At 71.0% G+C, this 26,222-nt stretch carries 29 protein-coding genes and 1 pseudogene; 12 read left to right on the top strand and 18 right to left on the bottom strand.

What is annotated here, in order from left to right:
• The first annotated feature begins 31 nt into the window (after positions 1–31).
• Together ABZ318_RS21475 and ABZ318_RS21470 are read left to right on the top strand one after the other, a co-directional pair.
• Positions 32–1,408, top strand: a complete 1,377-nt coding sequence (locus ABZ318_RS21475; protein ID WP_356904081.1) for an NAD(P)-binding domain-containing protein — start codon at positions 32–34, stop codon at positions 1,406–1,408.
• A 235-nt stretch (positions 1,409–1,643) separates the two neighbouring features.
• A complete protein-coding gene (locus ABZ318_RS21470) occupies positions 1,644–2,417 on the top strand; it encodes a GNAT family N-acetyltransferase (protein WP_356904080.1) in 774 nt (257 codons plus the stop codon).
• A gap of 149 nt (positions 2,418–2,566) precedes the next feature.
• On the opposite strand, the gene ABZ318_RS21465 is transcribed toward ABZ318_RS21470, so the two are convergent.
• A complete protein-coding gene (locus ABZ318_RS21465; RefSeq protein WP_356904079.1) occupies positions 2,567–3,088 on the bottom strand; it encodes a hypothetical protein in 522 nt (173 codons plus the stop codon).
• Positions 3,089–3,155: 67 nt separating this feature from the next.
• Positions 3,156–3,341 carry a hypothetical protein gene (locus ABZ318_RS21460; RefSeq protein WP_356904077.1) on the bottom strand — a complete coding sequence of 62 codons (186 nt, stop codon included), beginning with the start codon at positions 3,339–3,341 and terminating at the stop codon, positions 3,156–3,158.
• Between the two features lie 233 nt (positions 3,342–3,574).
• Here ABZ318_RS21460 and ABZ318_RS21455 point away from each other — a divergent pair, with 233 nt between their 5' ends.
• A complete protein-coding gene (locus tag ABZ318_RS21455; protein WP_356904076.1) occupies positions 3,575–3,991 on the top strand; it encodes an aldo/keto reductase in 417 nt (138 codons plus the stop codon).
• Between the two features lie 188 nt (positions 3,992–4,179).
• Here the strand turns inward: ABZ318_RS21455 and ABZ318_RS21450 are convergent, their stop codons facing one another.
• The 5 genes from ABZ318_RS21450 to ABZ318_RS21430 all read right to left on the bottom strand — a co-directional run bounded on the left by ABZ318_RS21450 (position 4,180) and on the right by ABZ318_RS21430 (position 8,040).
• Positions 4,180–4,521 carry a MerR family transcriptional regulator gene (locus ABZ318_RS21450; RefSeq protein ID WP_356904075.1) on the bottom strand — a complete coding sequence of 114 codons (342 nt, stop codon included), beginning with the start codon at positions 4,519–4,521 and terminating at the stop codon, positions 4,180–4,182.
• A 729-nt stretch (positions 4,522–5,250) separates the two neighbouring features.
• On the bottom strand, positions 5,251–5,568 hold the full coding sequence (locus ABZ318_RS21445) for an SCO5918 family protein (protein WP_356904074.1): 318 nt from the start codon (positions 5,566–5,568) through the stop codon (positions 5,251–5,253).
• A gap of 109 nt (positions 5,569–5,677) precedes the next feature.
• The gene (locus ABZ318_RS21440; RefSeq protein ID WP_356904072.1) at positions 5,678–5,956 is read right to left on the bottom strand and encodes a CBS domain-containing protein; all 279 of its coding nucleotides are present in this window, start codon (positions 5,954–5,956) and stop codon (positions 5,678–5,680) included.
• Positions 5,957–6,070: 114 nt separating this feature from the next.
• The gene (locus tag ABZ318_RS21435) at positions 6,071–7,582 is read right to left on the bottom strand and encodes a DEAD/DEAH box helicase (RefSeq protein ID WP_356904071.1); all 1,512 of its coding nucleotides are present in this window, start codon (positions 7,580–7,582) and stop codon (positions 6,071–6,073) included.
• 254 nt (positions 7,583–7,836) lie between these two features.
• Complete coding sequence (locus ABZ318_RS21430) at positions 7,837–8,040, bottom strand: cold-shock protein (RefSeq protein ID WP_033202321.1); 204 nt, start codon at positions 8,038–8,040, stop codon at positions 7,837–7,839.
• Between the two features lie 535 nt (positions 8,041–8,575).
• Between ABZ318_RS21430 and ABZ318_RS21425 the strand changes: the two genes are divergently transcribed.
• Positions 8,576–8,791, top strand: a complete 216-nt coding sequence (locus tag ABZ318_RS21425; protein ID WP_356904069.1) for a DUF6243 family protein — start codon at positions 8,576–8,578, stop codon at positions 8,789–8,791.
• Positions 8,792–8,954: 163 nt separating this feature from the next.
• On the opposite strand, the gene ABZ318_RS21420 is transcribed toward ABZ318_RS21425, so the two are convergent.
• The 3 genes from ABZ318_RS21420 to ABZ318_RS21410 are packed head-to-tail and all read right to left on the bottom strand — an operon-like array spanning position 8,955 to position 13,022.
• Positions 8,955–9,599, bottom strand: coding sequence for a response regulator transcription factor (locus ABZ318_RS21420; protein ID WP_356904068.1), 645 nt, complete (start codon positions 9,597–9,599; stop codon positions 8,955–8,957).
• A gap of 1 nt (position 9,600) precedes the next feature.
• Entirely contained in the window at positions 9,601–10,782 is a 1,182-nt protein-coding gene (locus tag ABZ318_RS21415) for a sensor histidine kinase (protein ID WP_356904067.1), read from the bottom strand.
• Positions 10,783–10,787: 5 nt separating this feature from the next.
• Positions 10,788–13,022: an MMPL family transporter gene (locus ABZ318_RS21410; protein WP_356904066.1), complete on the bottom strand. Its 2,235-nt coding sequence runs from the start codon at positions 13,020–13,022 to the stop codon at positions 10,788–10,790.
• 307 nt (positions 13,023–13,329) lie between these two features.
• On the opposite strand from ABZ318_RS21410, the gene ABZ318_RS21405 reads away from it, so the two are divergent.
• The 3 genes from ABZ318_RS21405 (at position 13,330) to ABZ318_RS21395 (ending at position 15,427) form a co-directional block, all read left to right on the top strand.
• Positions 13,330–14,286, top strand: coding sequence for a DUF4331 family protein (locus tag ABZ318_RS21405; protein WP_356904065.1), 957 nt, complete (start codon positions 13,330–13,332; stop codon positions 14,284–14,286).
• Positions 14,287–14,477: 191 nt separating this feature from the next.
• The gene (locus tag ABZ318_RS21400) at positions 14,478–15,146 is read left to right on the top strand and encodes a DUF998 domain-containing protein (RefSeq protein ID WP_356904064.1); all 669 of its coding nucleotides are present in this window, start codon (positions 14,478–14,480) and stop codon (positions 15,144–15,146) included.
• Between the two features lie 68 nt (positions 15,147–15,214).
• A complete protein-coding gene (locus tag ABZ318_RS21395; protein WP_356904063.1) occupies positions 15,215–15,427 on the top strand; it encodes a DUF4287 domain-containing protein in 213 nt (70 codons plus the stop codon).
• Between the two features lie 181 nt (positions 15,428–15,608).
• On the opposite strand, the gene ABZ318_RS21390 is transcribed toward ABZ318_RS21395, so the two are convergent.
• Positions 15,609–16,469, bottom strand: a complete 861-nt coding sequence (locus tag ABZ318_RS21390; RefSeq protein WP_356904062.1) for a haloalkane dehalogenase — start codon at positions 16,467–16,469, stop codon at positions 15,609–15,611.
• Between the two features lie 237 nt (positions 16,470–16,706).
• On the opposite strand from ABZ318_RS21390, the gene ABZ318_RS21385 reads away from it, so the two are divergent.
• Both ABZ318_RS21385 and ABZ318_RS21380 read left to right on the top strand, forming a co-directional pair.
• Entirely contained in the window at positions 16,707–17,234 is a 528-nt protein-coding gene (locus tag ABZ318_RS21385) for a MarR family winged helix-turn-helix transcriptional regulator (RefSeq protein WP_356904061.1), read from the top strand.
• Positions 17,235–17,708: 474 nt separating this feature from the next.
• The gene (locus tag ABZ318_RS21380) at positions 17,709–18,059 is read left to right on the top strand and encodes a hypothetical protein (protein WP_356904060.1); all 351 of its coding nucleotides are present in this window, start codon (positions 17,709–17,711) and stop codon (positions 18,057–18,059) included.
• 153 nt (positions 18,060–18,212) lie between these two features.
• Here the strand turns inward: ABZ318_RS21380 and ABZ318_RS21375 are convergent, their stop codons facing one another.
• From ABZ318_RS21375 to ABZ318_RS21365, 3 genes are all read right to left on the bottom strand, one after another.
• Complete coding sequence (locus tag ABZ318_RS21375; RefSeq protein ID WP_356904059.1) at positions 18,213–20,189, bottom strand: hypothetical protein; 1,977 nt, start codon at positions 20,187–20,189, stop codon at positions 18,213–18,215.
• Between the two features lie 412 nt (positions 20,190–20,601).
• Complete coding sequence (locus tag ABZ318_RS21370) at positions 20,602–21,273, bottom strand: nucleotidyl transferase AbiEii/AbiGii toxin family protein (protein ID WP_356904058.1); 672 nt, start codon at positions 21,271–21,273, stop codon at positions 20,602–20,604.
• A complete protein-coding gene (locus ABZ318_RS21365) occupies positions 21,270–21,617 on the bottom strand; it encodes a transcriptional regulator (protein WP_356904057.1) in 348 nt (115 codons plus the stop codon). Before ABZ318_RS21365 ends, ABZ318_RS21370 begins: the two co-directional genes overlap by 4 nt.
• Positions 21,618–22,169: 552 nt before the next feature.
• On the opposite strand from ABZ318_RS21365, the gene ABZ318_RS21360 reads away from it, so the two are divergent.
• Positions 22,170–23,444 (top strand): M23 family metallopeptidase, encoded by a 1,275-nt coding sequence (locus ABZ318_RS21360; protein ID WP_356904056.1) that lies wholly within the window; start codon positions 22,170–22,172, stop codon positions 23,442–23,444.
• A gap of 83 nt (positions 23,445–23,527) precedes the next feature.
• On the opposite strand, the gene ABZ318_RS21355 is transcribed toward ABZ318_RS21360, so the two are convergent.
• Together ABZ318_RS21355 and ABZ318_RS21350 are read right to left on the bottom strand one after the other, a co-directional pair.
• A complete protein-coding gene (locus ABZ318_RS21355) occupies positions 23,528–23,656 on the bottom strand; it encodes a hypothetical protein (RefSeq protein WP_356904055.1) in 129 nt (42 codons plus the stop codon).
• A gap of 203 nt (positions 23,657–23,859) precedes the next feature.
• On the bottom strand, positions 23,860–24,444 hold the full coding sequence (locus ABZ318_RS21350) for a TetR/AcrR family transcriptional regulator (protein WP_356904054.1): 585 nt from the start codon (positions 24,442–24,444) through the stop codon (positions 23,860–23,862).
• On the opposite strand from ABZ318_RS21350, the gene ABZ318_RS21345 reads away from it, so the two are divergent.
• A complete protein-coding gene (locus ABZ318_RS21345) occupies positions 24,332–24,892 on the top strand; it encodes a DUF6463 family protein (RefSeq protein ID WP_356904053.1) in 561 nt (186 codons plus the stop codon). The genes ABZ318_RS21350 and ABZ318_RS21345 overlap by 113 nt on opposite strands.
• A 318-nt stretch (positions 24,893–25,210) precedes the next feature.
• Positions 25,211–25,570 (top strand): annotated as a pseudogene (locus tag ABZ318_RS21340) (ABC transporter permease); the annotation flags it as partial.
• Positions 25,571–25,666: 96 nt separating this feature from the next.
• On the opposite strand, the gene ABZ318_RS21335 reads toward ABZ318_RS21340, so the two are convergent.
• Positions 25,667–25,918, bottom strand: coding sequence for a TetR family transcriptional regulator (locus ABZ318_RS21335; protein ID WP_356904101.1), 252 nt, complete (start codon positions 25,916–25,918; stop codon positions 25,667–25,669).
• A gap of 55 nt (positions 25,919–25,973) precedes the next feature.
• Positions 25,974–26,222: carboxyl transferase domain-containing protein (locus ABZ318_RS21330; RefSeq protein WP_356904052.1), on the bottom strand; the 249-nt coding region annotated here is incomplete at its 5' end.

Here is a 26,222-nt window from a genome sequence, read left to right as displayed (position 1 = left end):
GACAGACGTCGAAACAAAGAGGGGAACCGTCGTGAACGCCACCGCCACCGACCAACTGCCCGTCCTCGTGATCGGCGCCGGGCCCGCGGGCCTGGCCGCCGCCGCCCACCTCGTCGACCGCGGCCTCGAACCGCTGGTCCTGGAGGCCGGACCGGCCGCCGGCGCGGCGGTGCGCGAGTGGGCGCACGTCCGGCTGTTCTCCACCTGGGGCGAGGTCACGGACCCGGCCGCCGAGAAGCTCCTCGCCCCGACCGGCTGGGTCAAGCCGGACGCGAAGACCTACCCGACGGGCGGCGACTGGGCCGAGCGGTACCTGCGGCCGCTCGCCGACGTCCTCGGCAACCGCGTCCGCCTCGGCGCGCGGGTCACCGGCGTCTCCCGCACCGGCCGGGACCGGATCGTCGACGCCGACCGCGAGACCCAGCCGTTCACCGTCCACGTGCGGTACGCCGACGGCCGCGAGGAGAAGATCCTCGCCGACGCCGTCATCGACGCCTCCGGCACCTGGGCCGTCCCGGGCCCGGCCGGCGGCGACGGCCTGCCCGCCCTCGGCGAGCGCGCCGCCGCCGACCGCGTCTCCTACCGCGTCCCCGACCTCGACGACCCCGCCACCCGCGCCCGTCACGCGGGCAGGCGTACCGCCGTGATCGGCTCCGGCGCCTCCGCCTTCACCGCCCTCGCCGCCCTCGCCGACCTCGCGAAGTCGCCGGACGGCACCGGCACGCACACCACCTGGATCCTGCGGCGCGGCCTTTCCGGCTCGACCTTCGGCGGCGGCGCCGCCGACCGGCTCCCGGCCCGCGGCGCCCTCGGTCTCGCGGCCAAGGCCGCCGTCGACGAGGGCCACGCCGACGCCGTCACCGGCTTCCGCACGGAGGCGATCGAGCGCGACGGCGACGGTCGCCTGATCCTCGTGGCCGAGGACGGCCGGCGCCTCGACCCGGTCGACGAGGTCATCGTCCTCACCGGCTTCCGCCCCGACCTGTCGTTCCTGGACGAGCTGCGCCTCGGCCTCGACGAGCGCCTCCAGGCCCCCGTGGAACTCGCCCCGCTCATCGACCCCAACCAGCACTCCTGCGGCACCGTGTACCCGCACGGCGTGAAGGAGCTGTCGCACCCGGAGCAGGGCGTGTACCTGGTCGGCATGAAGTCCTACGGCCGCGCCCCCACCTTCCTCGCCCTCACCGGCTACGAGCAGGTCCGCTCCGTCGTCGCCGCGATCGCCGGCGACCACGAGTCCGCGGAGCGCGTCGAACTCGTCCTCCCGGAGACCGGAGTCTGCGGCGGTGCCGGCCTCTTCGACCAGCCGGACACGGAGCAGCCGGCGGAGAGCGGCGGCTGCTGCGCCCCGGCACCGGCCCTCATCCAGCTCGGTACCGGCAGCGGGGCGCCGTCCTGCGGAGCGTGACCGACCCGACCACCCGCACGGGCGGGGCCACGACCGGAGCGGGGGCCGGTCGCGGCCCCGTGCCGCGCCGCCCGCGCTCTGCCCGGCACGGACCACCGGCCGGGGCGACGCCTCCTCCGCCGGTACGGAACATGGCGCCGCCTGTGCTCGCCGGGCGGCCTGTCCGGAGGCGGACCGGTCGGCCCGCGGGTAATCGGCCTGTGTGAAGGGGCAGTTGGGCAGTACCGTAGGCACAATGACGACAAGATCCACTTCGGCCGACCGGCCCGGGCCCGTGGCCTTGGCCGAGGCGCCGGTGCTTCAGGCCCGTAACTCCGCCGCTCTTTGGATCGCCACCGGCCGATGCCGGGGGCATGAGGTCATCCGGCGCCGAGGATTCGTCGCGGTCGACGGCGACGAGCGCGCCGGCCTGCGCATCCTGATCCAGGAGCCCGACCTCGACCCGGCCGAGCTGGCCGAGGTGAGCGAGCTGACCCGCCGGGCCGCGGGTCCGGTGCTCGCCGAGGACCCGTTCAGCTCGACCGACCTGGACCACCTGGGCCTGCGCAGCTGGCAGATGCCGGTCATGCTGCGCCCGCCCGGGCCCGTCGGCGAACCGGCGCTCGACGTGATCCGGGTACGGCGGCCCGAGGACCTCCAGGCGGCCGAGCAGATCGTGATCGAGGGCTTCGAGCTGGACGGATTCACCCCCTACCGCCCCGGCGAGCTGTTCCCGACGGCGCTGATCGAGCAGCCGGGCGTGGACGTGTTCGTCGCCCTGCACGACGGCGTGCCCGCGGGAGCCTCCGTCAGCGTCGTGGACGACGGAGTCGGCAGCCATTACTGGGTCGGCACGTCGTCGGCGTTCCGGTCGCGTGGCGTGGGCCGGGCCGTCATGCTCGGCTCCCTCGCCCACCTGGCGGACCTGCCGGTCACCCTCACCGCCTCGAAGCTGGGCAGGCCGCTGTACGAGTCGCTGGGTTACACCGTCGCGGCGCCCTCGACCTGGTGGGGGCCTCCGCTCCCGTGACACCGCCGAGGTCACGGCGTCCTTCCGGACGACGACGAAGCCCCGGGTCTCCGCCCCGGGGCTTCGCAGAAGGGCGGACGACGGGAATCGAACCCGCTGTTGCCCCCTGCTCACCGCCGCCTACCGGCCCGCTGCGGCACGGCCGCCCGTCATGCCGTTTTCCCGCCCGGGCAGTCACGTACGGAGAGCTCCGCCACGGCGGCATCCTGGACCTGTTCGAGGCCGGCGATGTAGGGGGCGGTGTCCGGCAGTGGTGTGCAGAACGTGACCTGGGCGGTCAGGAGGTCGTCGTCGAGCCCGCCCGGGGACAGCGAGACGTACGCCCGCACCCCGTCGTCGCCGAAGTGATCCTGCGCTGCCCGCAGGCAGCCGGCGGCGTACGCGAGGCATCGGCGCAGCAGCACGTTCGCGCGTTCGTCCGTGGCGGCGGGCTCGGTGGAGAGGTCGTAGTCCGTCATCCCACGGCCGTTGATCGTGGTCTCCTCCGCCAGCCGGTCGAAGGAGGACCCCGCCGTGCCGGGGCGGAGACCGGTCAGCACCCGCGCGCCGCTCCCCGTCACCGACCAGCCTCGCTCGACGACCTCCTGGAACACCGGGGGGATGTCCGACGAGGACAGACCGACCAGGTCCGCGCCCGCGAGGAGCTTCCTCATCCACTGGTTGGTGCGCACGTCTGCCCTCACCCTCGCAGACAGCCGTCGTCACCGGCCGTCCCGGCGACGTCGGGCCGATCGGACATCACTGGAGAGCCCCCTTCGCGTCGTCGGGGCCCTTGGCGAAGCCCCGTCCGCAGGCCTGCCCGTACGGTCCACCGTTGTACCGTGCCGCCGGTTCCTGGCGCCGCTCGGGCGTCGTCTTCTCCGGGGGAACAACGGCGAACTCGCTCCCGGCCTTGAACCGAGCCGGGTACTCCGCGTTCTTCATGGAATCCAATCCGTTTGATCGGATTCAGCTGTCGGGAAACGTCGCCACCTTCGGATCGACCTCGGGCTTCGAGATAGCAGTCGATGTCGACGATCCACGATCCGGAGTCCCTGGACCTGTATCGAACCGAACGGCGTGAGGATCAGATGCCCCGGTCGTAGGGGGGGGCGGCGGGAGCGCTCCGGACGGGTGTGCGGCCGACCCGCGCCCGATCGTGGCGCAGGTCATGACCGGTGGCACTCATCCCGCAGGCCCGCTGCCACAACCCGCCGCGGGGCCCACTGGGCAGCCGCGACCCCACCCGGATCGCGCCGGTGGCGGCGGTGCAGAACATGTACGGCCTCTTCCACCGCCGGAACCCGGACGTCCTCGATGCCTGCACCCGGCAGGGCATCGCGTTCGTGCCCTTCTTCTCCCCGGAGACCCTGGGCCGTCCCGAGCCGGCCGAGCCGCTCGCCCGGATCGCCGCCCGGCACGGAGCCACTCCGGCCCGGGTCGAACTCGCCTGGACGATGACCCGGTCTCCGGTGGTCCTGCCGATCCCCGGCGCCTCGTCGGTGGCCCATGTGGAGGACGACATCGCGGCGGCGGCCCTCCGCCTCGACGCGGAGTCCCTGTCCGAACCGGACGCGCTGCCGGCACCGAGCTGACACGTCGGCACGACGACGGAGCCCGGCGGCGCGGACGGGTGGCGGGATACCGCCGACCCGTACTCCTCCGAGCCGGCGGGTTCCACTGACGTGCGGGGAGAGACGGAGGGATCGTCCGGTCGCTGCCCGGTGGTGATCACACGGCGTCTCGCGTACGGGGCGGTGCCCACCGATCGCCTGGAGCCGCTTCAGTCGGCTACGGGGTGGTCGGACTGTCGAGTCGCTGCGCGGCGGTACTCGGCGTTGATGCGCTGGGCCTCTTCGAGCTGGTCTTCCAGGACGATGATGCGGCAGGCGGCCTCGATGGGGGTTCCCTGGTCGACGAGTTCCCGGGCGCGGGCCGCGATGCGCAGCTGGTAGCGGGAGTAGCGGCGGTGGCCGCCCTCGGAGCGCAGCGGAGTGATCAGGCGGGCTTCACCGATGGCGCGGAGGAAGCTCTGGGTGGTGCCGATCATTTCGGCGGCCCGGCCCATCGTGTAGGCGGGGTAGTCGTCGTCGTCGAGACGGTCGTACGAGTCGTCTGCTGTCATTTGCACCTCTCTGCGGAACGCGTCGAGGGGCCCTGGTGCCGTACGGCACCAGGGCCCCGAAGGAACTACTACACCACCTGCCGGCCCTGATACTGCGCCGGCCTTCTGTGTCCGCCGTCCCGACCTGCCTGCTGTCGGGGGTGCGGGGATCGCGGTTGCTTGACCGGAGACCACCTCACTATCGATGTCCTGCGGTACCCGGGCCCAAGAGTTCTGCCCGGGCGATCCAGATGGCGCGGGTTCCTCCGTTCTTCCTCAGTGATCAACTGCTTACACGGGGTACTGCGTACTGCGTACTGCTGGTGTTGCGAACTGCTTCACGAGTACCGCCTCTGCCATGACCGCGGTCCCGTGTCGGCGGCCCCTGATCACTGCGGGCCACCCGGTCCGGCCGTCAGCCCCGTCGCCGTCCTGCGAAAAACCTGGCTTCGAAGCTCCACCGCCGTACCGTCCTGCTGTACTGCGTGCACTACCGGCCGGCAGTTCGTCTCTGCCAGGCCCCATTGTCTTTCTGGGCTACAAGAGAAACCTTAGGCGTGCCAGAGCCCAATGTCTACTCTGGCCGACATAGATTTTTGGATGTCCGGCCGTGAGGTAATCGGCCTCGACCAGTGAGGCGCGGCCGGGCGACCGGCATGCGTCACGGCGGGAAGGCCACCGATACGCGGGAGGGCCCGGTCGGCATGTGCCGACCGGGCCCTCCCGGTTGTTCGAGGTGTCAGCCCACGCTCACGCGCAGGCCGCCTCCGAGGTGCCGAGCAGTTCCGAGGCACGCTGGAGCGAGTCGGAGGCGCGGGGCGGTGCGGGCGTCTGGGGGAGGCCGCGACAGGTGAAACCGAGCTTGGTCATGGCCCGGAGGACCTCACCCGCGCTGAAGTCGCGGCGGTCCTGACCGGTGATGACCTGGCCGACCTGCTTGACGGGGTAGGCGCGGCGGCCGATGATCACGGACTCGCCGCTGATCTCCTCGGGCTTGACGCCCTTCATGGAGTCCAGGACGCCGCTCTTGGTGAGGTCGAAGGGGAAGCGGGCGATGACACAGCGCACGATGCCTCACAAGGGGAGGGAGAGGTGGGTTTCCGCCGTGGTGGGGCGGTTCGGGCGAGGACGGGGACGAGAGCGGGCCCGGGAGCGCCCGGGGTGCCGTCCCGTTCGTTCATGACGCGCCGGACAGGCAGCCGGTGGTGGCGCGCGGCGTGCTCGGCCGCCGGGGCGGAGGGGTGAGCGGCCCGCCGCCGGGGACGTCGCGCAGCCGGAGACGGTCCGTGTAGACGGAGCTGTCGCGGACGGCGGCGAGCTGGACCCGGGTGACCAGCCCGGTGCACAGGTCGTCGTCGTCGCAGACGAGCAGGCGCCCGGCGCGGGCGCCGGCCATGACGGCCAGGGCCACCTCGACGGTCATGTCGTCGCAGACCCGGAGTCCTCCCGTATCCATGGCGTCGGTCTCCGTCCTGGGCGCGGGGGCGGTGGGGGGCGGGGGGAACTGCGTCTGGAACGGTGTCACCACGTGCCTCCTGCAGAGGGGGTCGGATTCCGGGTCACGGGGTGCTCAGGGCGCCGCGTCGAAGGCGGGCCGCCGCCCGCTGACGCGCCGGACGGCCGCGGCGGGGCTGCGCCGACCGCGGGTGGTCGCGCCGCGCTTGCGCCGCTCGGCGGGCGGCGCGGTGACCGTCACGGGGATGCCGGACGGGGCCTGGGCGCCCGTGATCCGGCGGAACTCCTCATCGCCGGAACGGGCCTGGGTGGTACGGGGCACGATGCCGGCGTCCGTCATGAGGCGGGTCATGCCGCGGCGCTGCTGGGGTGTGACCAGGGTGACGACGCTCCCGGACTCGCCGGCCCGCGCGGTACGGCCGCCGCGGTGGAGGTAGTCCTTGTGGTCGGTCGGCGGGTCCACGTTGACGACGAGGTCGAGGTTGTCGACGTGGATGCCGCGCGCCGCGACGTTCGTCGCGACCAGGACGGTGACGTGGCCGGTCTTGAACCAGGCCAGGGTGCGGGTGCGCTGGGGCTGCGACTTCCCGCCGTGCAGGGCGGCGGCCCGGACACCGCAGCCGAGGAGGTCCTCGGTGAGGCGGTCCACCGCGTGCTTGGTGTCCAGAAACATGATCACCCGGCCGTCACGGGCCGCGATCTCCGTTGTCAGCCGGTGCTTGTCGGCGCCCTGCACGTGCAGGACGTGGTGCTCCATCGTGGTGACCGCACCCTGGGAGGGGTCCACGGAGTGGACGACCGGGTCGGCGAGGTAGCGGCGGACCAGGAGGTCGACGTTGCGGTCCAGGGTCGCGGAGAACAGCATGCGCTGGCCCTCGGGGCGGACCTGGTCCAGGAGCGCGGTGACCTGGGGCATGAAGCCCATGTCGGCCATCTGGTCGGCCTCGTCCAGCACGGTGATCGCGACCTGGTCCAGCCGGCAGTCACCACGGTCGATGAGGTCCTTGAGCCGGCCGGGGGTGGCCACGACGACTTCGGCGCCCCCGCGCAGCGCGTTCGCCTGCCGGCCGATCGGCATCCCGCCGACGACGGTGGCCATCCGCAGCCTCACGGCGCGGGCGTAGGGGGTGAGGGCGTCGGTGACCTGCTGGGCGAGTTCCCGGGTGGGGACCAGGATCAGCGCCAGTGGCTGACGCGGCTCTGCGAGCCGTCCGGCCGTGCGGGCCAGCAGGGCCAGGCCGAAGGCGAGGGTCTTGCCCGAGCCGGTCCGGCCGCGGCCCAGGACGTCACGGCCTGCCAGGGAGTTCGGCAGCGTCGCACCCTGGATGGGGAACGGCACGGACACGCCCTGCGCGGTGAGCGCGGCCAGCAGGGCCTTCGGCAGGTCGAGGCCGGCGAACGTCTCGACGGCGGGCAGCGCCGGGGTGACCGTCTTCGGCAGGGCGAACTCCCCCTGAGGGGCGGACCGCCGGCCGTGGCCGCCGGAGCGGCTCGGCGCTCCCGAACGGCTCGGCGCGGACGAACCGACGCGACTGCTCCGGCCCGAACCGGCGGCGGTGCCGTACGCGTGGCCGCCGCCGTGGCGGCGGGCGCGGGACGATCGGCTGTTCGTGCGTGCGGGGTTCATGGAGAACCTTCCTTGATACGGCGCGTATCGAGGATCTCCGACAGCGAATGGGCAGCGCTGGGAATCACGGGCACGGGCCGAATGGAATGCGAAAGCGATCGGCTTGGCTCGCGACAGAGAATTGTCGACGCGCAGGAGCGGGGACCGAAAGAAATGCGGGAGGCGCAGATGCGGTCGAAAGCCCTGTGGAATGTATGCGGCTGGGGCCCGCACCCCGAGGGATGCGGGCCCCAGCCACGAATGTTGCGCAGGCGTCAGGCGGAGACGATGTTCTCGGCCGTCGGGCCCTTCTGGCCCTGCGCGATGTCGAAGGTGACCTTCTGGCCTTCCTGCAGCTCGCGGAAGCCCTGGGAGGCGATGTTCGAGTAGTGGGCGAACACGTCCGGACCGCCACCGTCCTGCTCGATGAAGCCGAAGCCCTTTTCCGCGTTGAACCACTTGACGGTGCCAGCAGCCATGTCATATCTCCTTTGGGCAGTACACCGGCGTCCGTACCGTACGGACGCCGTGTCGCCGCGATGATGCCCTGCCCGGAAAATGACCGGAAATACAAAGCGCTTCCGTGCGGCGTGGGGCCGGACGAGAAGTGCCTGAAGTTCTTGGGTACCAAAACTGCAACTGAGTTCGACAGTAGCATGCCGTCGCGTCCTGTGCGTTTCCGGAATTTCTCCGCGTGTTGCCGACAAAAACTCTCCCCGCGGGGCTCGCCAAATCCTGGGACCGCGACCACAGGTATTCACCCGCTCCGGGTGCAGCGTTCCGGCGGCCGGACGGTGTCGGGGAGGGACGGCGGGTCGCGGCGAGGGAGGCCGCCCCGGCGAAAAGCCTGGCGCGCGGGGCCGGCGGGACCGGGTAACGTCCTTGTCATGTTCTTCCAGAAGCCGATTCACGAGTGAGGGCGTGACGGGCCCCTGCCGACGCCCTTGGACGTCGCCCTGCCCGTGACCCACCGATGGATCCGTAGAGCACTTCACCTCATCACCGGGAGAACCCGTGACCGACAGCAAGAACATCAACAACCCCGTGGGCCAGGGCGGCGGCCAGCGCAAGCGGCTTTCCCGCGCCGAACGGCAGAACAACGGTCCGCACCGCAACCTCGACCGTCAGGACGCCGCCGACCGGAAGGCGGAGCTGGTGCGCAAGATGCGCGAGAAGACGGGCACGGCCGAGGGCGCCGGGCAGACGGGCGACGACACCGCACAGAGCTGACGCACCCCCGCCGCGGGGCCGCACCGCACGCGGCAGGTCCGGAATGCCCGAGACCTGGTTGCCACGCGGTGGTACGCGAGTGGCGCGGGCCCGCATTCGCTGACGCGGCGGGTAGTCCGTCCACCGATTCCGTCCACCGAGTCCGTCCACCCCCGCCGGTGGGCTAACGCCGGTCCAGCAGGCCCCCTTCCAGGGCCACCACGACCGCGCGCGTGCGGTCGCTGACGTCCAACTTGGCGAAGATCCGGAGCAGATGGGTTTTCACCGTGGCCTCGGAGATGACGAGGCGCTTGCCGATCTCCGGATTGGACAGGCCGTCGGCGACGGCATCCAGCACGTCCACCTCGCGCGCGGTGAGCGTCACCGGCGCGGGCTGCCGCATCTTGGCCACCAGACGCTGCGCGACGCGCGGGGCCAGGACGGTTTCGCCCCGGGAAGCCGAATGAATGGCTTCGACGAGCTGTTCGCGGGTGGCGTCCTTGAGGAGATAGCCGGTCGCGCCCGCCTCCACGGCATGCTCGATCTCGGTGTCGGTGTCGTAGGTGGTCAGGATCAGCACGCGAGTGCCCGGATGGCCCGCGACGATCTCGGCGGTGGCACCCACCCCGTCGAGCACCGGCATCCGCAGATCCAGCAGCGCCAGGTCGGGCTCCAGGCGGTTGACCAGCTCGACCGCGGCCCGGCCGTCGCCGGCTTCGCCGACGATGTCGATGGTGGGCTCGGAGGCCAGCAGCGCGACCAGGCCGGCGCGCATCACCGTATGGTCGTCGGCGAGGACGATGCGGAGCGTGTCTGCCGATGTCGTCATGTCACACCTGACCGTTCGTGGGAATCATGGCGAGGACGCGGGTGCCGTCTCCGACCGAGCTGGTGACGGTGAGTTCGCCGCCGAGTTCGGCGAGGCGCTTGCGCATGCCGTTGAGTCCGAAGCCCTGGGACTCCTCGACCACGAAGCCCCGTCCGTCGTCGATGATTTCCAGCTCGATGCCGAACGGCTGCTGCACCAGGACGACGTCGACGGCGGAGGCCGCCGCGTGCTTGCGGATGTTGGCGAGGGACTCCTGGGTGCAGCGGAGCAGCGCGATCCGGGTCCGCTGGTCGCACTCGATGTCCGGCAGGTCTGCGGTGACGGCGAATCCGGTGTCCTCGGCGAACCGGTCCAGGGTCCGGCGCAGGGTTCTGGCGGCCGAGCCGGGGGCCACGCCGCTCTGGGGGGCCGAGCCGACGAGGACGCGCGCCTCGGCGAGGTTCTCGCGGGCGGTCTGCTCGATGGACTGCAGCTGCTGGGCGCTCTTCTCGACATCGGTTTCGAGGCCGGAGCGGGCTGCCTCCGCCAGCGCGATGATGGAGGCGAAGCCCTGGGCGAGGGTGTCGTGGATCTCCCGCGCGAGGCGCTCGCGCTCCTCTGCGGCGCCCTGGAGCCGGTGCGCCTCGGCCAGGCTCAGCTGGGCGCTCTTCAATTCGGCGCGCAGCTGGGCGCGTTCGTCGCGCAGTTCGAGGGCCCGGGGCGTCAGTACGGCGATCAGGATGCTCACCGCGTAGACGGCGAGCGAAGAGATGGTGTTGGTGGTGAGGACATCGGTGTTCCAGCCTTCCCGCAGACTGCCGCCGACCGTGATGGCCACGGCGCCGAGGCCGCTGTAGACGATCGCGGACCGCAAGCTGTTCACGAAGATCACGAACTGTGGAAGCGCCAGCGTGTACAGCACCCCGAAGCCGTCGCGGAGGTAGGCGAGTCCGCCCAGGACGAGGATGAGCAGGGCCAGATAGGCGTACGCGCCGAGCACCGGATTGCCAGGGCGTCTGCGCACGACCCCGTAACAGATGCCGAGAAGTGCCAGCAGCGCCAGTGACCCGTACTTGGCCGTGCCGGGGGCGTCTCCCGCGACGGTGATCACGGCCAGCAGTCCGATGATCGTCCAGGACATGACGTCCCACCAGTGGAGCATCCATATCCAGAACGGGTCGCCGCGCTGTGGCCGTTGAAGCATGATCGTCACCCTACGTTCTCGAACGGAAGGGCAGCGGGGGCGGCGGGGGCGGCGGTCGGCGCCGGAAGGGACGGCTGCGCCGGAAGGGACGGCCGCGCCGCCCGAAGCGGCCACCACGCCCGCTCGCCGAGCAGCAGCAGGAGCGACGGCAGGACCATGAGCCGGATGACCACGGCGTCCAGCAGCACGGCCACCGCCAGACAGAAGCCCATCTGCTTCATCTCGGTGAGGTGCAGGGCGACGAAGGCGCCGAACACCGTCACCATCACGATCGCCGCGCTGGTCACCACCTTGGCCGACCGGCTGATGCCGTCCAGCACCGCCTCGCGGGCCGACATCCCGTTCTGCATCGCCTCTTGGATCCGGCTGACCACGAACACCTGGTAGTCCATCGACAGGCCGAAGAGGATCACGAAGAGGAACAGCGGTACCCGGGACGCGATCGCGCCGAGCGAGTCGAAGGCCAGCAGGTCCTCTGCCCACGTGCCCTGGAAGAACACGACCAGCAGGCCGAGCGAGGCCCCGGCGGACAGCAGATTGAGTACGACGCCGATCAGGCCGACGACCACGGAGCGGAACGCCCACACGGTCATCACGAACGTCACCAGCAGCAGGAACCCGATGACCAGCGGCAGCTTGCCGTTCTCGTGATCCACGTAGTCGCGGCCCCGCGCCACGTCACCGCTCACCCCCGTCTCCACGCCGGACAGCTTGCCGACCGTGGCGGGCAGGTAGTCCTCTCGGAGATGGCCGAGCGACTCGATCGCTTCGGCGGAGGGCGCGGGGAACGGGACGGCCAGCTCCAGCACGCTGATCCGGCCGTCGGCCGACGTACGCACCTTCGGCTCGGCGTTCCCGGCGAACAGGGCATCGGCCTGCGCCCGTCGCCCGAGGTCCGCCAGAGCACGCCTCACCTCCGCGGCCCGGTCCGGGGTGGAGCGGGCGACGACCTCGTGCTTGACCAGAAGCTCCGGGAAGGCCGCGTTCAGCCGGTCGTAGACCTGCATGGCCGGGATGTCGCGGGAGAAGGTGTCCTTGCCCGGGTCGATGAGTCTCAGGCCGAGCGCGGGCGCCGCCAGGGCGAGCATGACCAGCACCGATACGCACAGCGTGAGGGCGGGACGCTTCTGCGCGGGCCGCATGAGGGCGCCGAACACCCGGCCCGTCTCGGCCTCCGCCCGCTTCGTGCGGACCGGCTTGCCGCGGCTCGCCCGGCGGGCCGCACGGCGCTCGGTCCGGTGGCCGATCGTCACGAGGAGCGCGGGAAGCACGGTCAGGGAGCTGGCCATGGCGACCGCCACGACCAGGATCGTGCCCGTCGCCAGCGAGGAGAAGATGACGTCCGTGGCCAGGTACAGGGTGGAGGTGGAGACGATCACGGCGAGGCCGGAGACCACGATGGCCCGGCCCGCGGTCGCCGCCGCCAGCTCCACCAGGGCTTCCGGGGCGAGTCGGCCACCGGCACGGGCCCGTTCCTCGCGTTCGCGCTTGAGGTAGAAGAGCGTGTAGTCGACTCCCACCGCCAGGCCGATGAGCAGGATCATGTTGGTCCCGACACCGGGGTCGGGCAGGACATGGGACGCGATCATGGACAGTCCCAGGGCGGCGGCGATCGAGGAGAGCGCAAGCAGCAGCGGCACGCCGGCCATGACCACCGATCCGAAGACGATCAGCAGGGTGACGAGCGTGACAGGCAGCGTGATGCGCTCGGAGAGCGCGAGGTCCTTCCCGCGCTGATCGTTGACACCCTTGCTGATGGAGGGGGAGCCGGTCTCCTCCACGACGAGGTCCGGGTGGCCGTCGCGCACCTTCGCCGTCTGTTCGAGGAGCGGGGCGACGTTCTTCTTGCCGTCCAGCTCGGGGCCCTTCAGGACCACCGAGACCCTGACAACCGTGCCGTCCTCGGAACGGACCGGGGCCGCCACGCTGTCCACCTCGGGCAGCTTCCGCATCCGCTCGGTGAGGTCCCGGGCCGCGGAGTCGACCGCGTCCGCGTCCAGCGGTCCGGACCTGGCGGAGAACATGATCTGCTCGGTGGGTCTGCGCTGCAGGCCCCCTTCGGCCGCCATGGCCTCGGCGCGCCCCGCCTCACCGACCCGGAAGTCCTCGACACCGGCTTCGTCGGTACCGACCGCGATGCCGACGCCGAGGCACAGAATGACGAACGCGAACCAGCCGGCGATCGCACGCCACGCGTGCCGGGCGCTCCATCGGGCTATCCGTACAGGGAGTTGACTCATACCCGGGATCCTGGTCGGCGGAGGGCGGAGCCCGACACGCCCGGCCGGTTGAACCTCGCGTCCACCGGTCGGTGGACGCCGGGGGAAGGGCTACCGGCACCGGCGCCCCCGCCTGGGCGGTGGCGGTGGTGCGTCACTCCCCTCTGAGCGGCACTTCCTGCGAGATGGGCACGTAGAGAGCGGGGCGGCGGTACTGCCGGCGGGTGGCGCGAGCGCACTGCGCCAGTGGCACGGCATTGGTGTGAATTCGCGTCGACGATGCCTTCGCCGGCGGGCGCGGAGAAACGGAACCGCTGATGCTGGTGGCATGTCTCACCACCTCAGCGGCCCCCATCTTCGGTCCCCCCTGGGCGATGCCCGGCTCGACATGACGGACCTGTTCGCCTTCACCGTGCCCGGTGACCGGACCGTACTGATCCTGAACGTCAACCCGGTCGCTCCGACCGGCGGTACGGCCTTCCATCCGGACGCGGTGTACCGCATCAACGTCGACACCGACGGCGACCACCAGGCGGACGTGGCGTTCAGCTTCGTCTTCTCCCCGCCCGCGGACGGCCGGCAGACCGTCACCGTCCACCGGGCCACCGGCGACCAGGCCCGCTCCCACGAAGCCGCCGGTCAGCAGATCTTCACGGACGTGCCGGTCGCCTTCGGCTCCGAGCCCACGACGGCGGAGAGCGGACCGTACAAGTTCTTCGCCGGGTTCCGCAGCGACCCGTTCTTCGCCGACCTGGACGGTATCGTCGCCAAGTTCCAGTGGACCGGAGTGGACTGGGGCGCGGACAAGAACGTCTTCGCCCTCGTGCTGGAGATGCCGGACGCCGAACTCGGCACGCACCCCGTCATCGGCGTCTGGGGGCGGGTGAGCCTCTGGCAGGACGGACAGCTGAAGTCGGTGGACCGGGGCGCGCACCCGTCCCTGACCGCGTACTTCAACGCCGAGGACGTCAAGGACGCCTACAACGCGGGCGAGCCCGCCGACGACTGGGCCACCTACCACGAACCGTGGGCCGAGGTCCTCGAACACTTCGGCGGGTACGACCGCCCGGCGGCCGAGGAAGCCCTGCGCACCGTCCTGCCGGACGTCCTCCGCTACGACCGCGGCGCCCCCGCCGCCTACCCCAACGGCCGCACCCTCACCGACGACGTCACGTCCGCCCGCCTCGCGATGCTGACCGCGGGCAAGGTCCCCACCGACCACATCGGACCCCACACCGACCTGCTCCCCGACTTCCCCTATCTCGGCGCACCCCACACGACCTGAGCGACCGACCCGTGTCCTGACACGGGTCACCGCATGAGGGCCGTCGTCACGAGGCACGTTCCTCCGGCGACGGGCACGGACGGGAGGCCGCTCGACCCGCGTGTGATCCACTTCACGTCGGAGGGGGCGATGACTCCGCTCCTCGCCGTCGGTCATAGGTGCGAACGACATCGAAGCGAGGAAGGTCCACCATGACCGAGATGCTCACCGCACCCCGCCACGTCCTCTCCGCCGCGTCCGCCGCGCGATCCACGGCGCGGTGGGCCCTGGCCGGCGGTGTGGTGGCGGGTCCGCTGTTCCTGGCGGCCGGACTCGCCCAGGGACGCACGCGTGACGGCTTCGACTTCACGCGGAACGCGATCAGCCAGCTCGCCCTCGGCGGGGCGGGCTGGATCCAGACGGCGAGTTTCGTGCTCACCGGCGCGCTGCTGATCGCCGGCGCGACCGGCCTGCGGCGGGCGCTGCGCGGTGGCCCCGGCGGGACGTGGGGGCCGGCCCTGGTCGGCGTCTTCGGCGCCTCCTTCTGGGCCGCGGCGGCCTTCCCGGCCGATGCCGGGGCGGGCTTTCCCGTCGGGGCGCCCGAGGCGACCGTGATGAGCGGGCACGGCGCCGTCCACATGTTCGGCGGGATGATCGGCTATCTCGCCCTGTGCGCCGCCTTCGTGGTGCTGGCCCGTCCGCTCGCCGCCCGGGGCCTTCGCGGCTGGGCCGTCGCGTCCCGCGTCGTACCCGTGGTCGTCCTCGCCGGTTTCATGGCCTCGGCCGCCTCGGTCCTGGCGTTCACCGTGGGCGTCGGTCTCGGCCTGCTGTGGCTGAGCGCGGTGACGGCCCGCCTGGCGGGCGCCCCGGCCGACCGCTAGTCGACCGCCGTTCCCTCCGGCATCATCGATACGACCAAGATCATCATGATACGAAACGGGGGCACCCCATGACCGACGCCGTGAAGGGTCCTGCCAGCTACTTCCCGTCCATCGAGAAGAAGTACGGCCGCCCGATCGCCGAGTGGAAGGACCTCATCCGCTCCTCCCCGCTCACCAAGCACATGGAGCTGGTCGGCTGGCTCAAGTCCGAGCACGGCCTCGGCCACGGCCACGCCAACGCCCTCGTCGCCCACACCCTCGCCGAGAACAGCGGCAAGTGATCGGACCGGCCCGGTCAGCCACGACTCGATGTCGGCGACCCCGCACCCACGTCGCGTACGGCGGCAGGGACGAAGTGGCGTCGGCGAACGCCGGAGGGCGCGGTCGTGTCCGCGAGGGGCTCCGGCGTTCGCGACAGCGGGACGCAATACCGGCGCACATGGCCCCGTGGCCCCCGCGGGGTCAGCGCACGCGGATGTCGTGCTGGTCCAGCCAGGCGGACAGCGCCTTGGCGATCGACTCGGGCTGGTCCTCGGTGGCGTGATGGCCGGCGGGGCCGAGGTGTTCGACCTGGAGGGCCGCGATGTTGTCCCGGCACCAGGCGGCGACCTCGGGGGTGATGAGGAGGGTCGGCGCGGAGTCGAAGGTGAGCAGGAGCTTGGGGACGCCGTGGCTGTCGGCCAGCCAGGGGCCGTACCCCTCGATCCGGGCGGTGACGTCGGCGGGGTCGCCGTCGATCGGCAGGGAGCGCGTCCAGTTCAGGAGCGGGCGGCGGCTCTCGCGGGTGGGGTACGGGGCCCGGTAGACGTCGATCTGCTCGTCGTCGAGCGGGTTGAGGACCCCCCCGGTGTAGGCCGCGTTCACCATGAAGTGCCCGTCGAGGACGAGGTCTTCGCCCTCGGGGGTGCGCAGCTTCACGGCGCGGGCGCGGGCCTGCTCGGACAGCTCGGCCGAAGTGATCGGGCGGACGATCGTCTCGAAGAACGCGAGGCCGCGCACCCGGTCGGGGTGCCGGGCCGCCCAGTCGAAGGCGAGCGAGCCACCCCAGTCGTGGCCGACGAGCACGACTTGGTCCAGGCCGAGCGCGTCGAAGAACGCGTCCAGGTAGCGGGCGTGGTCGGCGAACCGGTAGTCGCTGACGGGCTTGCCCGAGCGGCCCATGCCGATCAGGTCGGGTGCGATCAGCCGGCCCTCACCGACCAGGGGAATGACGTTCCGCCACGTGTGGGAGGAGGAGGGGTTGCCGTGCAGGAAGACGATGGCGGCTCCGCTGCCGTGGTCTTCGTAGTGGATGGTCGAGTCGAGAACGTCGATCGCGGGCATGAGGTGCTCCTTGTTCCGAGTTCCGAGCCGGGTGAGGGGGCAGGGGCAGGTGACGGTCAGGATCGCGTCGAGGGCCTTCTAGGTCTGGCCGACGAGGGCGGTGCCGAACGGCCGGCTGCCGGTCACGGCATGCCCCCCATTCGTTTGTCGCTCTAACGTTTATCTGCCTAACGAGTTTGGCGTGAGTGCGAATGTATATCGTTAGTCCCACTAACGCAACGGGGTAGAATCGCTGCCATGACCAGCAAGGCCGAGGCCATGGACGTTCCCGACCCCGGGCAGACGCCGGACAGGTTGCGCAAACGGGTCAGCCGCCTGCTGGCGCAGGTGTCCGCGCAATCGGATCAGTTGATCACCGCGGGCTTGGCCCGCCTCGACGCCGGCAAGTGGCACTACGCGGTGCTCGCCGCGTTGCAGGAGCGCGGCCCGGGCAGTCAGGCGGCACTGAGCCGGCGCACCGGCATCTACCGCAGTGACATGGTCGGCGTCCTCAACGAGCTGGCCGAACGCGGCCTCGTCGAGCGAACACCGGATCCCCACGACCGCCGACGAAACGTCGTCACGATCACTGACCGGGGCAGCAGCCGGCTCGTTCTCCTCGACCGGGCCCTCGACGACCTCCACGAGGAACTCCTCGCACCCCTGGCGCCCGCCGAACGCGACCAGTTCGCCCAGCTGCTCACCCGCCTGCTGGACCACCACGCCCAGCGCCCGCCACAACCCGGGCAAGGGACTGCTGGTGCCGCATCGGGCAAGGACCGCTGAGGCGGCGTTCACCGGCGCGGACCGAGTCCGTGACGTGGTCCACGACTTCGACGCCGACGGCTTTGGCTCCGCAGGCCGGAACGGGGAACGGTTGTCGCCGGATACGGAGAACACCGGACGGTCGCGAGCAGGCAGCCGTTCTCCCCAGGGCTGACGGACCCCAGGGCGAGCAGGGCCGTCCACGGCACCAGGCGTTCTCGCGACTGAGCACCGGACGCTCCCGGAACCCGCCTGCGGAGCCACGGCGGAGCATGCCGTCGGTCCCCTGCCCGCCGGAGGGGAAGCCACTCCTCCCACAGCCCGGCCGGCAACCGCCCGCACCTGTGGTGACCGCTGCTCACCGTCGTGAAGGGCACGGATGGGGCACGTGCCTGGTCCCCTGACGAAGTCCACGGTCATCGAAGTCCCCAGCTGGCAGGATGCTGTGCAAGAGCGACGGCCGCCACACGAGCGGCGTCCAAGGGGAGGGCGAGGATGGGCTTCTTCGACAAGCTGTCGCGCAGCATCGGTGGTGGCTCGAGGCGGGCCTGTCCCGACTGTGGGGAAGACTTGTGGGCCGACTCGGGAGAGCTTTCGGGCCGGTACGAATGCCACAACGACAGTTGCTTCGGGTGGCGGGTCTACTTCGATGAAGACGGCACGCTCGTCGCCCCGTCGAACCGTGGCAAGAACGGTGGCGGCCGCACCTGCCAGTGGTGCCAGTCGTCGCTCTCGGGCGGAACGAGCTACTTCCCTCACGAAGGCGGCAGCAATTCACACGCCTCCATCGTCTGCCCGTCCTGCAAGCAGGAGAACATCCAGGAAGGCTTCGGCGAGGATGACTAGTACGGCGACCATGCGTGGGTGGTGAGGCCACGGTGCGCTCGTCGGCCTGTGCGTGGGTGGGGATGCGGAGGCTCGGAAAGGCACGGTCGGGGTATGGGCGTGCCACGCATGTGCAACTCCTCACCAGGGGTGAGGCCGGCCGAGGCGTTCGTTTCAAGAGGATGACGTACTGAGCAGCTCCCGCACGGCGGAACGGATCTCTTCGTCCTGGTTGAAGCCTCGCCAGCCGCCGTTGGACCGCAGCCGCCGGTTGCCGGCCGGTACGCCGCACAGGAGCTCCGCGGCGGGTCGGGCCGCGTGGCCGATCCGGGCCAGGTGCCGGACTGCGGGAAGCATGACCGGCAGGTAGGTCTCCTCGGCCAGGTCACGTACGACCGCCGTCAGGATGGGAACGGTGGTCTCGGTGTCGCCGGTAGCGGCCCACAGCGCATGCGCGGCCTCGACGCGGGTCCAGGGGTCGGTGCCCGTGGTCATCATCCTGAGCCGGTCCGCATGGGGTGCGGCATGTGCTCCCAGCCCAGCGAGCTTTCGCAGTTCAGGATGCCGGATCCGCTGCTCGACAAGGCTGCGACCGAGGAGCTCCAAGGCCGGTCCGGGTTCGCCGCAGACCCTCCAGTACGCCCAGGCCGCCAGCTCTCCGTGTGGCCCGTCGACACCCACCCGGGACAGCAGCAGGCTTCCCGCTTCGGACCCGCCCCTTCCGATCCCTGCCAGGGCCGTTGCAGCCGCGGTCCAGGTCCGGTCGTCCTCCAGGAGGCCGAGCAATCGTGGAACGGCCTTCTCCGCCACCGATCCCCACTCGGCGAGCGTCTCGCAGATCCGGTGGAGCAGGCGGTCGTCCGCGACGGTGCCTATCCGGTCGCAGATCGCCGGAAGGAGCAGCTCGGCGTGGTCCGGGAGGTAGCGCAGCACCTCAGGGAGTGAGGGGAGGCCGACGTGATGCCATTCGGACGCGGGATAGTGGGCGGAGTTCGACGCGAAGCCGGATCGCGCGCCGGCGATGAGCTCGATCAGGCCAGGCAGGCATCGCGGATCGTTCATCCGGGCCAGCGCCCACAAGGCGCCCTCACCCACGCTCTCCCCTCTCCGTGTGGTGCGGACCGCGCTGTCGGCGAGCAGGCAGGCGGCCTCGTCCGCGTGGGCGGCGGCCGTCGGGCCGAGGCAGGCCAGCAGCTCGACGGACCGGAAACGGACCTCGGCGACGGGATCGTCCAGCCGTCCGACCAGGCGCGGCAGCAGGGGAGCGGCCGGTGAGCGCCACTGGGACAGCAGGCCACCCGCCTGGGCCAGGGCGGCGATCCGCTGTTCGTCGTCGTGATGGTCCGCCAGCACTCCCAGCGTGAAGTCGGGGGCTGGTCCGGTGAACAGTCCCGAGGTCCAGTGGTGGACACCCAGTACTCCGGCCTGCACCGAGCTGGTGTGGCGCCACAACTCGACGCTCGGGTCCCGGACCGCTTCGAGCAAGACGTCCAGCCGCCGGGCAGGAAGGTCGGGATCGGTCGGGGCCAGCGCGTGCACCGCCGCCAGGCGCATCTGAGGCTGAGGAGCGTCGAGCAGTTCATGGAGCAGGTCGAAGACCTCGGCGCTGCGTGCGCCGGCCGGCGCACGCATCGCAGCGTGACCCAAGGCGAGAACCAGCTCAAGGCGAGTCGCCGGATCGTCCTCTGCCTCCCAGGACCGGAGCAGCCCGGGAAGAATCAGTTCACCACGGCTGTCGCAGGCCCCGAGCACGTCGATTGCGGCTCGCCGGATACCCGGCTCGGGAACCTCCAACAGCCGCAGCAGCTCGGGCAGAGCCCGCTCCCACGCCGATGCCCAACCCGGATCGAGGAACCGGGCTTCGACTCGCCCGGCTTCCGCTGCCAGCATCGCCACCAGTTCCAGCATCGCGCAGCGGCTCGGTACTTGTGGTGTCGCTGCCAGGCGCAGCATGAAGGGTAGTGCGGCCGATGCGGCGGAACAGATCCAACCGCCCTGATGAAACAGCAGGTTGAGCAACTCGGACGAGGCGTCTTCGGCATCGTCCGAATCCGGGCCGGCGCACCGGCGGAGCAGTACCGGTATCTCCTCGGCAGAACCGTAGTTGTGCTTCAGCTCAGACCAGTCGACCGCGTCTACTCCCGCCCACATGCGCGCGACCCTACCGGCCCAGCCGACCACGCTGCTCGGCCCGTCCCCCAGCCTGCACCGGGGGAGCGGAGGCAGTCCGGCGAGCGGGGCGCGGAGGAGCTGAGGAGGTCGAGACAACGACGAAGGCCCAGGTCGCTGACCTGGGCCTTCTCTCATGAGCGGATGACGGGAATCGAACTCGCGCCACAAGCTGGGGAATCGTCCGGCACTTGGGCGGGAGTACGGCACCTGACCTGCGAGAACGTCTGTTGACGGGTCTGCCCCGGCCGCCTCGGGCGAACCTCTGATGACCGCTGTTCACCGCCCTTACTGGCACGTTGTGGCACGCGTTCCTGGGCTCGTCAATGGGGAGTTCCCGCGGTCCGTGGACGTCTGCCGGGTGCCGCTGGGTCGGGTTCCAGAACCAAGCGGGTCAGTCTTCGGGTGGTTCTTCCAGTTCAAGAAGGCGCTCGGCGATGTCGTCAGCCCATGCCTGTGCCCACTGACGCAGTTCGCCGATGCTTTGCTCGTCGAGTCCGTACGCGGCGAACTCGGTGTCGTCGATCCAGTCGGCTCCCGCAAGCCTGGACTGGAGATCAGTGAGGTCGAAGGTGCCGCGGGCGTGGCGGCGGCCGAGCTCCTCAAGCTCTGTGTGACTCCAACGGCCGGACGCGGCTCGGACGTCGATCAGGTCGCGGGCCAGGCCACGGTCGGCCAGTGCACGGACCTTGGTCCCGACCACGTCTTCCAGGGACAGCACCAGGCCGTGCTCGGTCGTGACCGGCGGACGCCAGAGAACTTCCTTGAGGAGATCGACCTCGCACTCCTCGCCGGAGGTGGGGTCGGTGACGATCAACCGTGCGGACAGCGGATCGGTCTCTAGCGCCCGGACTGCCCAACCGCGATGTTCGAGCTCAGTGCGTACGGTGGTGGCAATGCTCTCCATCGGCTCCGAGTTCTCGGTGGCGACGTCGAGGTCCTGGCTGACTCGGTTGACCAGTCCGTGCGCTTGGACGGCGTAGCCGCCGGTGAGTACGAGCGGGTAGACATCGCCGGCCGCGAGGACGTCCGCGAGGAGACGGCGGTGCAGGTCCGTGAGATTCACGCAGCCGCCCGGTCGCTGGACCCCAGTTCGTCGAAGGCGCTCTCCCAGACGTCGCGAATGTCCCGGCTGATCAGTGTGCGAAGGACGGGCCACATGGAGACGAGCAACTCTCGGTTCAAGTAGCGGACCAGGTCATCGTGCTGCCCCTCGGCCAGGACGATCCGATAACAGCTCATCCGCAACCGAGGTTGGTCCAGGTCGAACCGGGACAGGCCGGACCACGCGAGGTGCAGCGGAAGGCCGACGTGACCGTGAGCGGGGCCGCCGAGCTCTGAGAGATCGACGGGAAGCCGTCGGGCGAATCTGGCGCGGCGGACCTCGGAGACGCTGGGCGTGGCTGCCATGCCTTGATTATTCCGTACCCGGCCGGACCGGCCGGGGGGAACCTGTGCAGCGACGCATCCGATTCGACCGCGTGATCCACAGGGCTCCTGGAGACCGCACGGTGGAAGATCACGATGGGCTGGGCCCAGGTGGGGCGAACGTGGTGCGCCACGTCGGCAGGGGTCTGGGCAAACCGGAAGCCCCAGGTCGCTGACCTGGGGCTTCGTTCAAGGGCGGATGACGGGAACCGAGCCCGCGCCACAAGCCGGGGAATCACCGCCGCTTTGGTCGTCCATATGGCCTATGACCTGCGGACATTCCTCTTCGCGGGTCCTTCCGGGAGGTTCTGCTTACGCCCGTGGTGACCGCTGTTCACCGCCCTGGAGGGCGCGGATGGGGTACGTGCCGGCCCCCGCTCGGCGGCCCGGTGCGGCTGGACGGGTGTAGTTCGGAGCCCGACTCCTGCGCCGTCCGCCGGGAGCGTCCCTCGGCCGGATTACATGGGCCTGCGCCTCGGCGCGGGGCGTACCGGTGCCCTTCGCGGTCCCGGAACCGACGACTGGAAGAGCACCATGGCAGAGCGCCACCCTCGCAACCGCACCGGCCGCGGCCCGCTACGTCGCGGGCTCGCCGCCGCCGTGCTCGCGGTCGGCATGCTGACGGCTTCGACGGCCCCCGGGTACGGGACCGGCCCGGCCACGCCGGCGCCGGCCCCCCAGTTCACGCCGTTGACGGCGGCCGTGATGACCAAACCGGCGCCGTTCGACGCCACGGACGGCAAGACGCACCTCTCGTACGAACTGCTCACCACGAACGCACTGCCCCGCAGCGCCCGGGTGCGGCTGGACCGCGTCGAGGTCCGGGACGCCCGCACGCACCGGGTGGTGGGCTCGCTGAGCGGGCAGGCGCTGGCCGATGCCGCCAACCCGGTGGGCGACCCCCTGCCGGGTGCGGACGGGTACACGCCGGCGCCCCCCGGACCGACGCCGACCGTCATCCCGGGCTCCCAGCAGTGGGTTATCTGGCTCGACCTGGTCCTCGACCGCGGTCAGTGGGTGCCCAAGGCCCTCGAACACCACCTCTCGGGAGCCGTCCTCACCGCCTCCGGCTCCTCCCCGTTCGAGGAGACGGTCCAGATCACCCGGACCGTCCGCACCGCACCGCTGAACCTGGACGCGCCGGTCCGCCCCGGCACCTGGTACTCCAGCGAGTCGTGCTGCGGCAACACCCACCACCGCCGCGGCCTCGGCCCGATCAACGGCCGCTTCTACGTACCGCAGCGCTTCGCGATCGACTGGTACAAGGTCGGCGACCGGGGACAGACCTGGGAAGGCGACCCCGCGCGGCTCACCAGCTACCTGAGCTACCGGCAGCCGGTTGTGGCGGCGGCCGGTGGCAGGGTGGTGGAGGTCCAGGACGGGATCCCGGACAACACGCCGCCCGTCACGCCGCCGGTCCCGCCCATCGAGGAGACCGTCGGCAACCACGTCACCGTGGAGGTCGCGCCCGGCCGCTACCTGCTCTACGCCCACCTGGCGCCCGGCTCGCTCAGGGTCCGGGAAGGCGACCACGTCGAACCCGGCCGGGTCCTCGGGCTGATCGGCAACAGCGGCAACTCGACCACGCCGCACCTGCACTTCCAGGTGATGACCACGCCCGAGTTCTTCCCGACCGACAGCCCCCCGTTCACCTTCCGGAAGTTCCGCGTCGTCGGACAGGTCGAACCCCGCCTCTGGGACGACAACCTGGGCACCCAGCCGACCGGCGTCCTCCCGATCACGCCCTCGCCGTACGACGGACCCCACCGTGCGCGGTATCCGCTCGACCGCGAGGTGCTGGAGTTCTGACCGCTCCCGGCCCACCCCGGCGCGTACCGCCCGGAGGGGTCCGGACGACGACGAAGGCCCTGGTCAGCGACCAGGGCCTTCGTTCAAGAGAGGACCATGTCGAGCAGGCCGGGGAATCGCTGGTCGAGCTCTTCCGGCGCAGGGTCGCAGGGTGTTGATGCGGCGGTTGCCCCGTCGTGCTGCCGGATCACGTCGTCGTCCAGCTCGTGCACGTCGGGCGCGCCACCCACCCCGGCCGGCGCGTCCTTGCCCCTCTGTCATCTCCATGGACGGCCTCGTCGGCCCCTCCGTCCGGCAGATGGCCGTGCCTGTCCCCGACCGGCGCACCGACGAATACGGCGGCACCCCCCACAACCGCGCCGGCTACCCCGCCGAAGTCGTCACGGCCGTCGCCAACGCCAAAGGAGATCGGCGCCTAAGCGTCGGCGGCGGCGGCCGCCAGCGCGGCGACGCGGGGGGCGAGGGAGGGCGTAGGGGGCTCGTCCAGGAGGAACACCCAGGCGAAACAGGAGCCGAGTACGGCGGCGTGGACGAGTGCGGGGTCGGCGGGCGAGGTCAGTTCGCCGCGCGCGAGGGCGCGGTCGAGCAGCCTTGTCACCTCGGCCCGCTCGCCGGCGATGAAAGTGTCCCGGAAGCGTGCGGCGATGTCCGGCTGTTGTTTGATTTCCGCGAGCAGGCCGGGGAGGGCGGGGGTGACCGCCGGGTCGCGGAAGAGTCGCAGGATCAGGTCCGCGAGCGCGGTGAGGTCCCCGTGGAGCGATCCGGTGTCCGGCAGTGGTTCGGTTTCGCGCCCGTGGACGAGCGCGGAGAAGACCAGCTCGCTGCGCGAGGCGTGGCGGCGGTAGATGGCCGCCTTGCCCACGCGTGCCTTGGCGGCCACGGCGTCCATGGTCAGCGCCGCGTATCCCCCCTCCCGGACCAGCTCGCGTACCGCGTCTCGGATCGCGTCGTCCACGCGGGACTCCCGTGGCCGGCCGGTGGGTTGCTTCGAGGGCTTCATGCGAGCATCATACGGAACTATGAGTATCGGAACTAGCGGTATCGTAACCATGTCGGCGGGCGGGACCCGCGCCCGCACCCTGAACACCTGGGCTGGGCGCAGCATGAGCGCCATCGGTACCGCGCACATCGTCCTGTTCGCCGTCACCACGCGGTCGAGATGGGGGGACTGGCTCAGCGGCGAGCTGCGCGGTGCCGACATGACGGACCCCGCCGTCGTCGCCTCACGGGCCGACTTCTGGGCCCTCCCGGGCAGTCTCGCCGTGCCGCTGCTCCTGCTGGGACTCCTCACCGTGCGGATGGCGCGCACCGGCCAGGAGATCCCGCGCTACGCGGGCTGGACCCTGGGTGTGTGGGTCCTCGTGAGCGCTTGGATCCTGGGACCCTCCGGCTTCGTGCTCGGCCTCGTACCGGCCGTGCTGCTCGTCCTCGCGCGGCGCACGCCCTGACAGCACGCCGACAGGCGGGGACGATCTTCGGGCCCTCCCCGCGCGGCCCTGTCGGCCGTCATCCTCAACAAGGCGATGAGCCTGGTCGTCGTGATCACCGCCCTGCCCGCCCCGGTCCAGGTGGTGGCCGGGTTCGGCACCGTCGTGGTCGCCGCGATCATGGGCGTTGCCGGCGGCGAGCTGTTGACCCCCACGATCGTGCTGCTTGTACGGCTCCGACACCAAACCGGCGGGGAGCCTGCCGTTGCCGGTCTCCGCGCTCGCGATGCTCGTCGCGTTCGCCCGCCACGCCTGACGGGCGGGGGGCCCGGAGGATGCGGCGTGCTGAACGGCGTCCTGCTCGACACGCGCGAGCGCGTCCGGGAGATCGGCGTCCACAAGGCGCTGGGCATGACCCCTCGGCAGACCATCGCGATGGTCCTGACCTCAGTGGCCGTGACCGGACTCGTCGCGGGCGCGCTGGGCGTGCCGCTCGGCGTGGCCCTGCACGGCCGGATCATCCCCGCGATGGGCGACAGCGTGGGGCTCCGCCTTCCCGACTCCGTCATCGCCGTCTACCACGGGGCCGAACTGCTCCCGCTCGCACTCGGCGGCCTGCTCATCGCCGCCCTGGGCGCGCTCCTGCCCGCCGGCTGGGCCGCCAGGACCCGCACGACCACGGCCCTGCGCACCGAATAAGGCCCGCAGGGCCCTCGACGGCGACGAAGCCCCAGGTCTCTGACCTGGGGCTTCGTTCACGAGCGGATGACGGGAATCGAAGAATGCGGGCACGTCTCAGCGGAGAACCGGCCCACGCAGGACACGTTCCACGAGGTGCTGCAGCCGGCTCGGGGCGCCCGGTGACTTCTCGCCCGCCATCGCCTGCAGCCGGGCCGGCGCGGCCTCCTCGGCGGCCTCCGCCAAGGCTGTCTTGCCGGCGAAGTGGAAGTGCAGCGCGTCGTTGCTCACCCCTGACCGTGTACTGATCCCGGTGAGCGACACGACCGCGAAGCCCTCGCGGGCGAAGCTCTCGGCCGCGGATCGGATCAGGGCTTCCCGGGTGCGTATCGCGCGTTGCCGCCCGGCCGTCGAGGGTGCTCCGTCACTGCGGGGGATTGCCGTGCTTGCGGGACGGCAGGTCGGCGTGCTTGGTGCGGAGCATCGCGAGGGACCTGATGAGTACCTGGCGGGTGTCGGCGGGGTCGATGACGTCGTCGACCAGACCGCGTTCGGCCGCGTAGTAGGGGTGCATCAGTTCGGCCTTGTACTCCTTGACCATGCGGGCCCGCATGGCGTCGGGGTCCTCGGCCTCGGCGATCTGCTTGCGGAAGATGACGTTGGCGGCGCCCTC

Source organism: Streptomyces sp. NPDC006197 (assembly GCF_040613865.1).
GTDB lineage: Bacteria > Actinomycetota > Actinomycetes > Streptomycetales > Streptomycetaceae > Streptomyces.
The sequence above is the reverse complement of the archived record's forward strand: the minus strand, read 5'-3'. Positions and strand labels throughout refer to the sequence as shown.

What these genes read in the sequence shown, in the direction of transcription:
- ABZ318_RS21360 (WP_356904056.1), top strand. Translation starts at nt 22,170, where the DNA reads ATGGCAGAGCGCCACCCTCGCAACCGCACCGGCCGCGGCCCGCTACGT.
- ABZ318_RS21415 (WP_356904067.1), bottom strand. Translation starts at nt 10,782, where the DNA reads ATGCTTCAACGGCCACAGCGCGGCGACCCGTTCTGGATATGGATGCTC.
- ABZ318_RS21350 (WP_356904054.1), bottom strand. Translation starts at nt 24,444, where the DNA reads ATGAAGCCCTCGAAGCAACCCACCGGCCGGCCACGGGAGTCCCGCGTG.
- ABZ318_RS21390 (WP_356904062.1), bottom strand. Translation starts at nt 16,469, where the DNA reads ATGCCCGCGATCGACGTTCTCGACTCGACCATCCACTACGAAGACCAC.
- ABZ318_RS21440 (WP_356904072.1), bottom strand. Translation starts at nt 5,956, where the DNA reads ATGGATACGGGAGGACTCCGGGTCTGCGACGACATGACCGTCGAGGTG.
- ABZ318_RS21470 (WP_356904080.1), top strand. Translation starts at nt 1,644, where the DNA reads ATGACGACAAGATCCACTTCGGCCGACCGGCCCGGGCCCGTGGCCTTG.
- ABZ318_RS21410 (WP_356904066.1), bottom strand. Translation starts at nt 13,022, where the DNA reads ATGAGTCAACTCCCTGTACGGATAGCCCGATGGAGCGCCCGGCACGCG.
- ABZ318_RS21395 (WP_356904063.1), top strand. Translation starts at nt 15,215, where the DNA reads ATGACCGACGCCGTGAAGGGTCCTGCCAGCTACTTCCCGTCCATCGAG.
- ABZ318_RS21375 (WP_356904059.1), bottom strand. Translation starts at nt 20,189, where the DNA reads ATGTGGGCGGGAGTAGACGCGGTCGACTGGTCTGAGCTGAAGCACAAC.
- ABZ318_RS21405 (WP_356904065.1), top strand. Translation starts at nt 13,330, where the DNA reads ATGTCTCACCACCTCAGCGGCCCCCATCTTCGGTCCCCCCTGGGCGAT.
- ABZ318_RS21365 (WP_356904057.1), bottom strand. Translation starts at nt 21,617, where the DNA reads ATGGCAGCCACGCCCAGCGTCTCCGAGGTCCGCCGCGCCAGATTCGCC.
- ABZ318_RS21435 (WP_356904071.1), bottom strand. Translation starts at nt 7,582, where the DNA reads ATGAACCCCGCACGCACGAACAGCCGATCGTCCCGCGCCCGCCGCCAC.
- ABZ318_RS21460 (WP_356904077.1), bottom strand. Translation starts at nt 3,341, where the DNA reads ATGAAGAACGCGGAGTACCCGGCTCGGTTCAAGGCCGGGAGCGAGTTC.
- ABZ318_RS21420 (WP_356904068.1), bottom strand. Translation starts at nt 9,599, where the DNA reads ATGACGACATCGGCAGACACGCTCCGCATCGTCCTCGCCGACGACCAT.
- ABZ318_RS21430 (WP_033202321.1), bottom strand. Translation starts at nt 8,040, where the DNA reads ATGGCTGCTGGCACCGTCAAGTGGTTCAACGCGGAAAAGGGCTTCGGC.
- ABZ318_RS21385 (WP_356904061.1), top strand. Translation starts at nt 16,707, where the DNA reads ATGACCAGCAAGGCCGAGGCCATGGACGTTCCCGACCCCGGGCAGACG.
- ABZ318_RS21450 (WP_356904075.1), bottom strand. Translation starts at nt 4,521, where the DNA reads ATGACAGCAGACGACTCGTACGACCGTCTCGACGACGACGACTACCCC.
- ABZ318_RS21345 (WP_356904053.1), top strand. Translation starts at nt 24,332, where the DNA reads ATGGTCAGCGCCGCGTATCCCCCCTCCCGGACCAGCTCGCGTACCGCG.
- ABZ318_RS21400 (WP_356904064.1), top strand. Translation starts at nt 14,478, where the DNA reads ATGACCGAGATGCTCACCGCACCCCGCCACGTCCTCTCCGCCGCGTCC.
- ABZ318_RS21380 (WP_356904060.1), top strand. Translation starts at nt 17,709, where the DNA reads ATGGGCTTCTTCGACAAGCTGTCGCGCAGCATCGGTGGTGGCTCGAGG.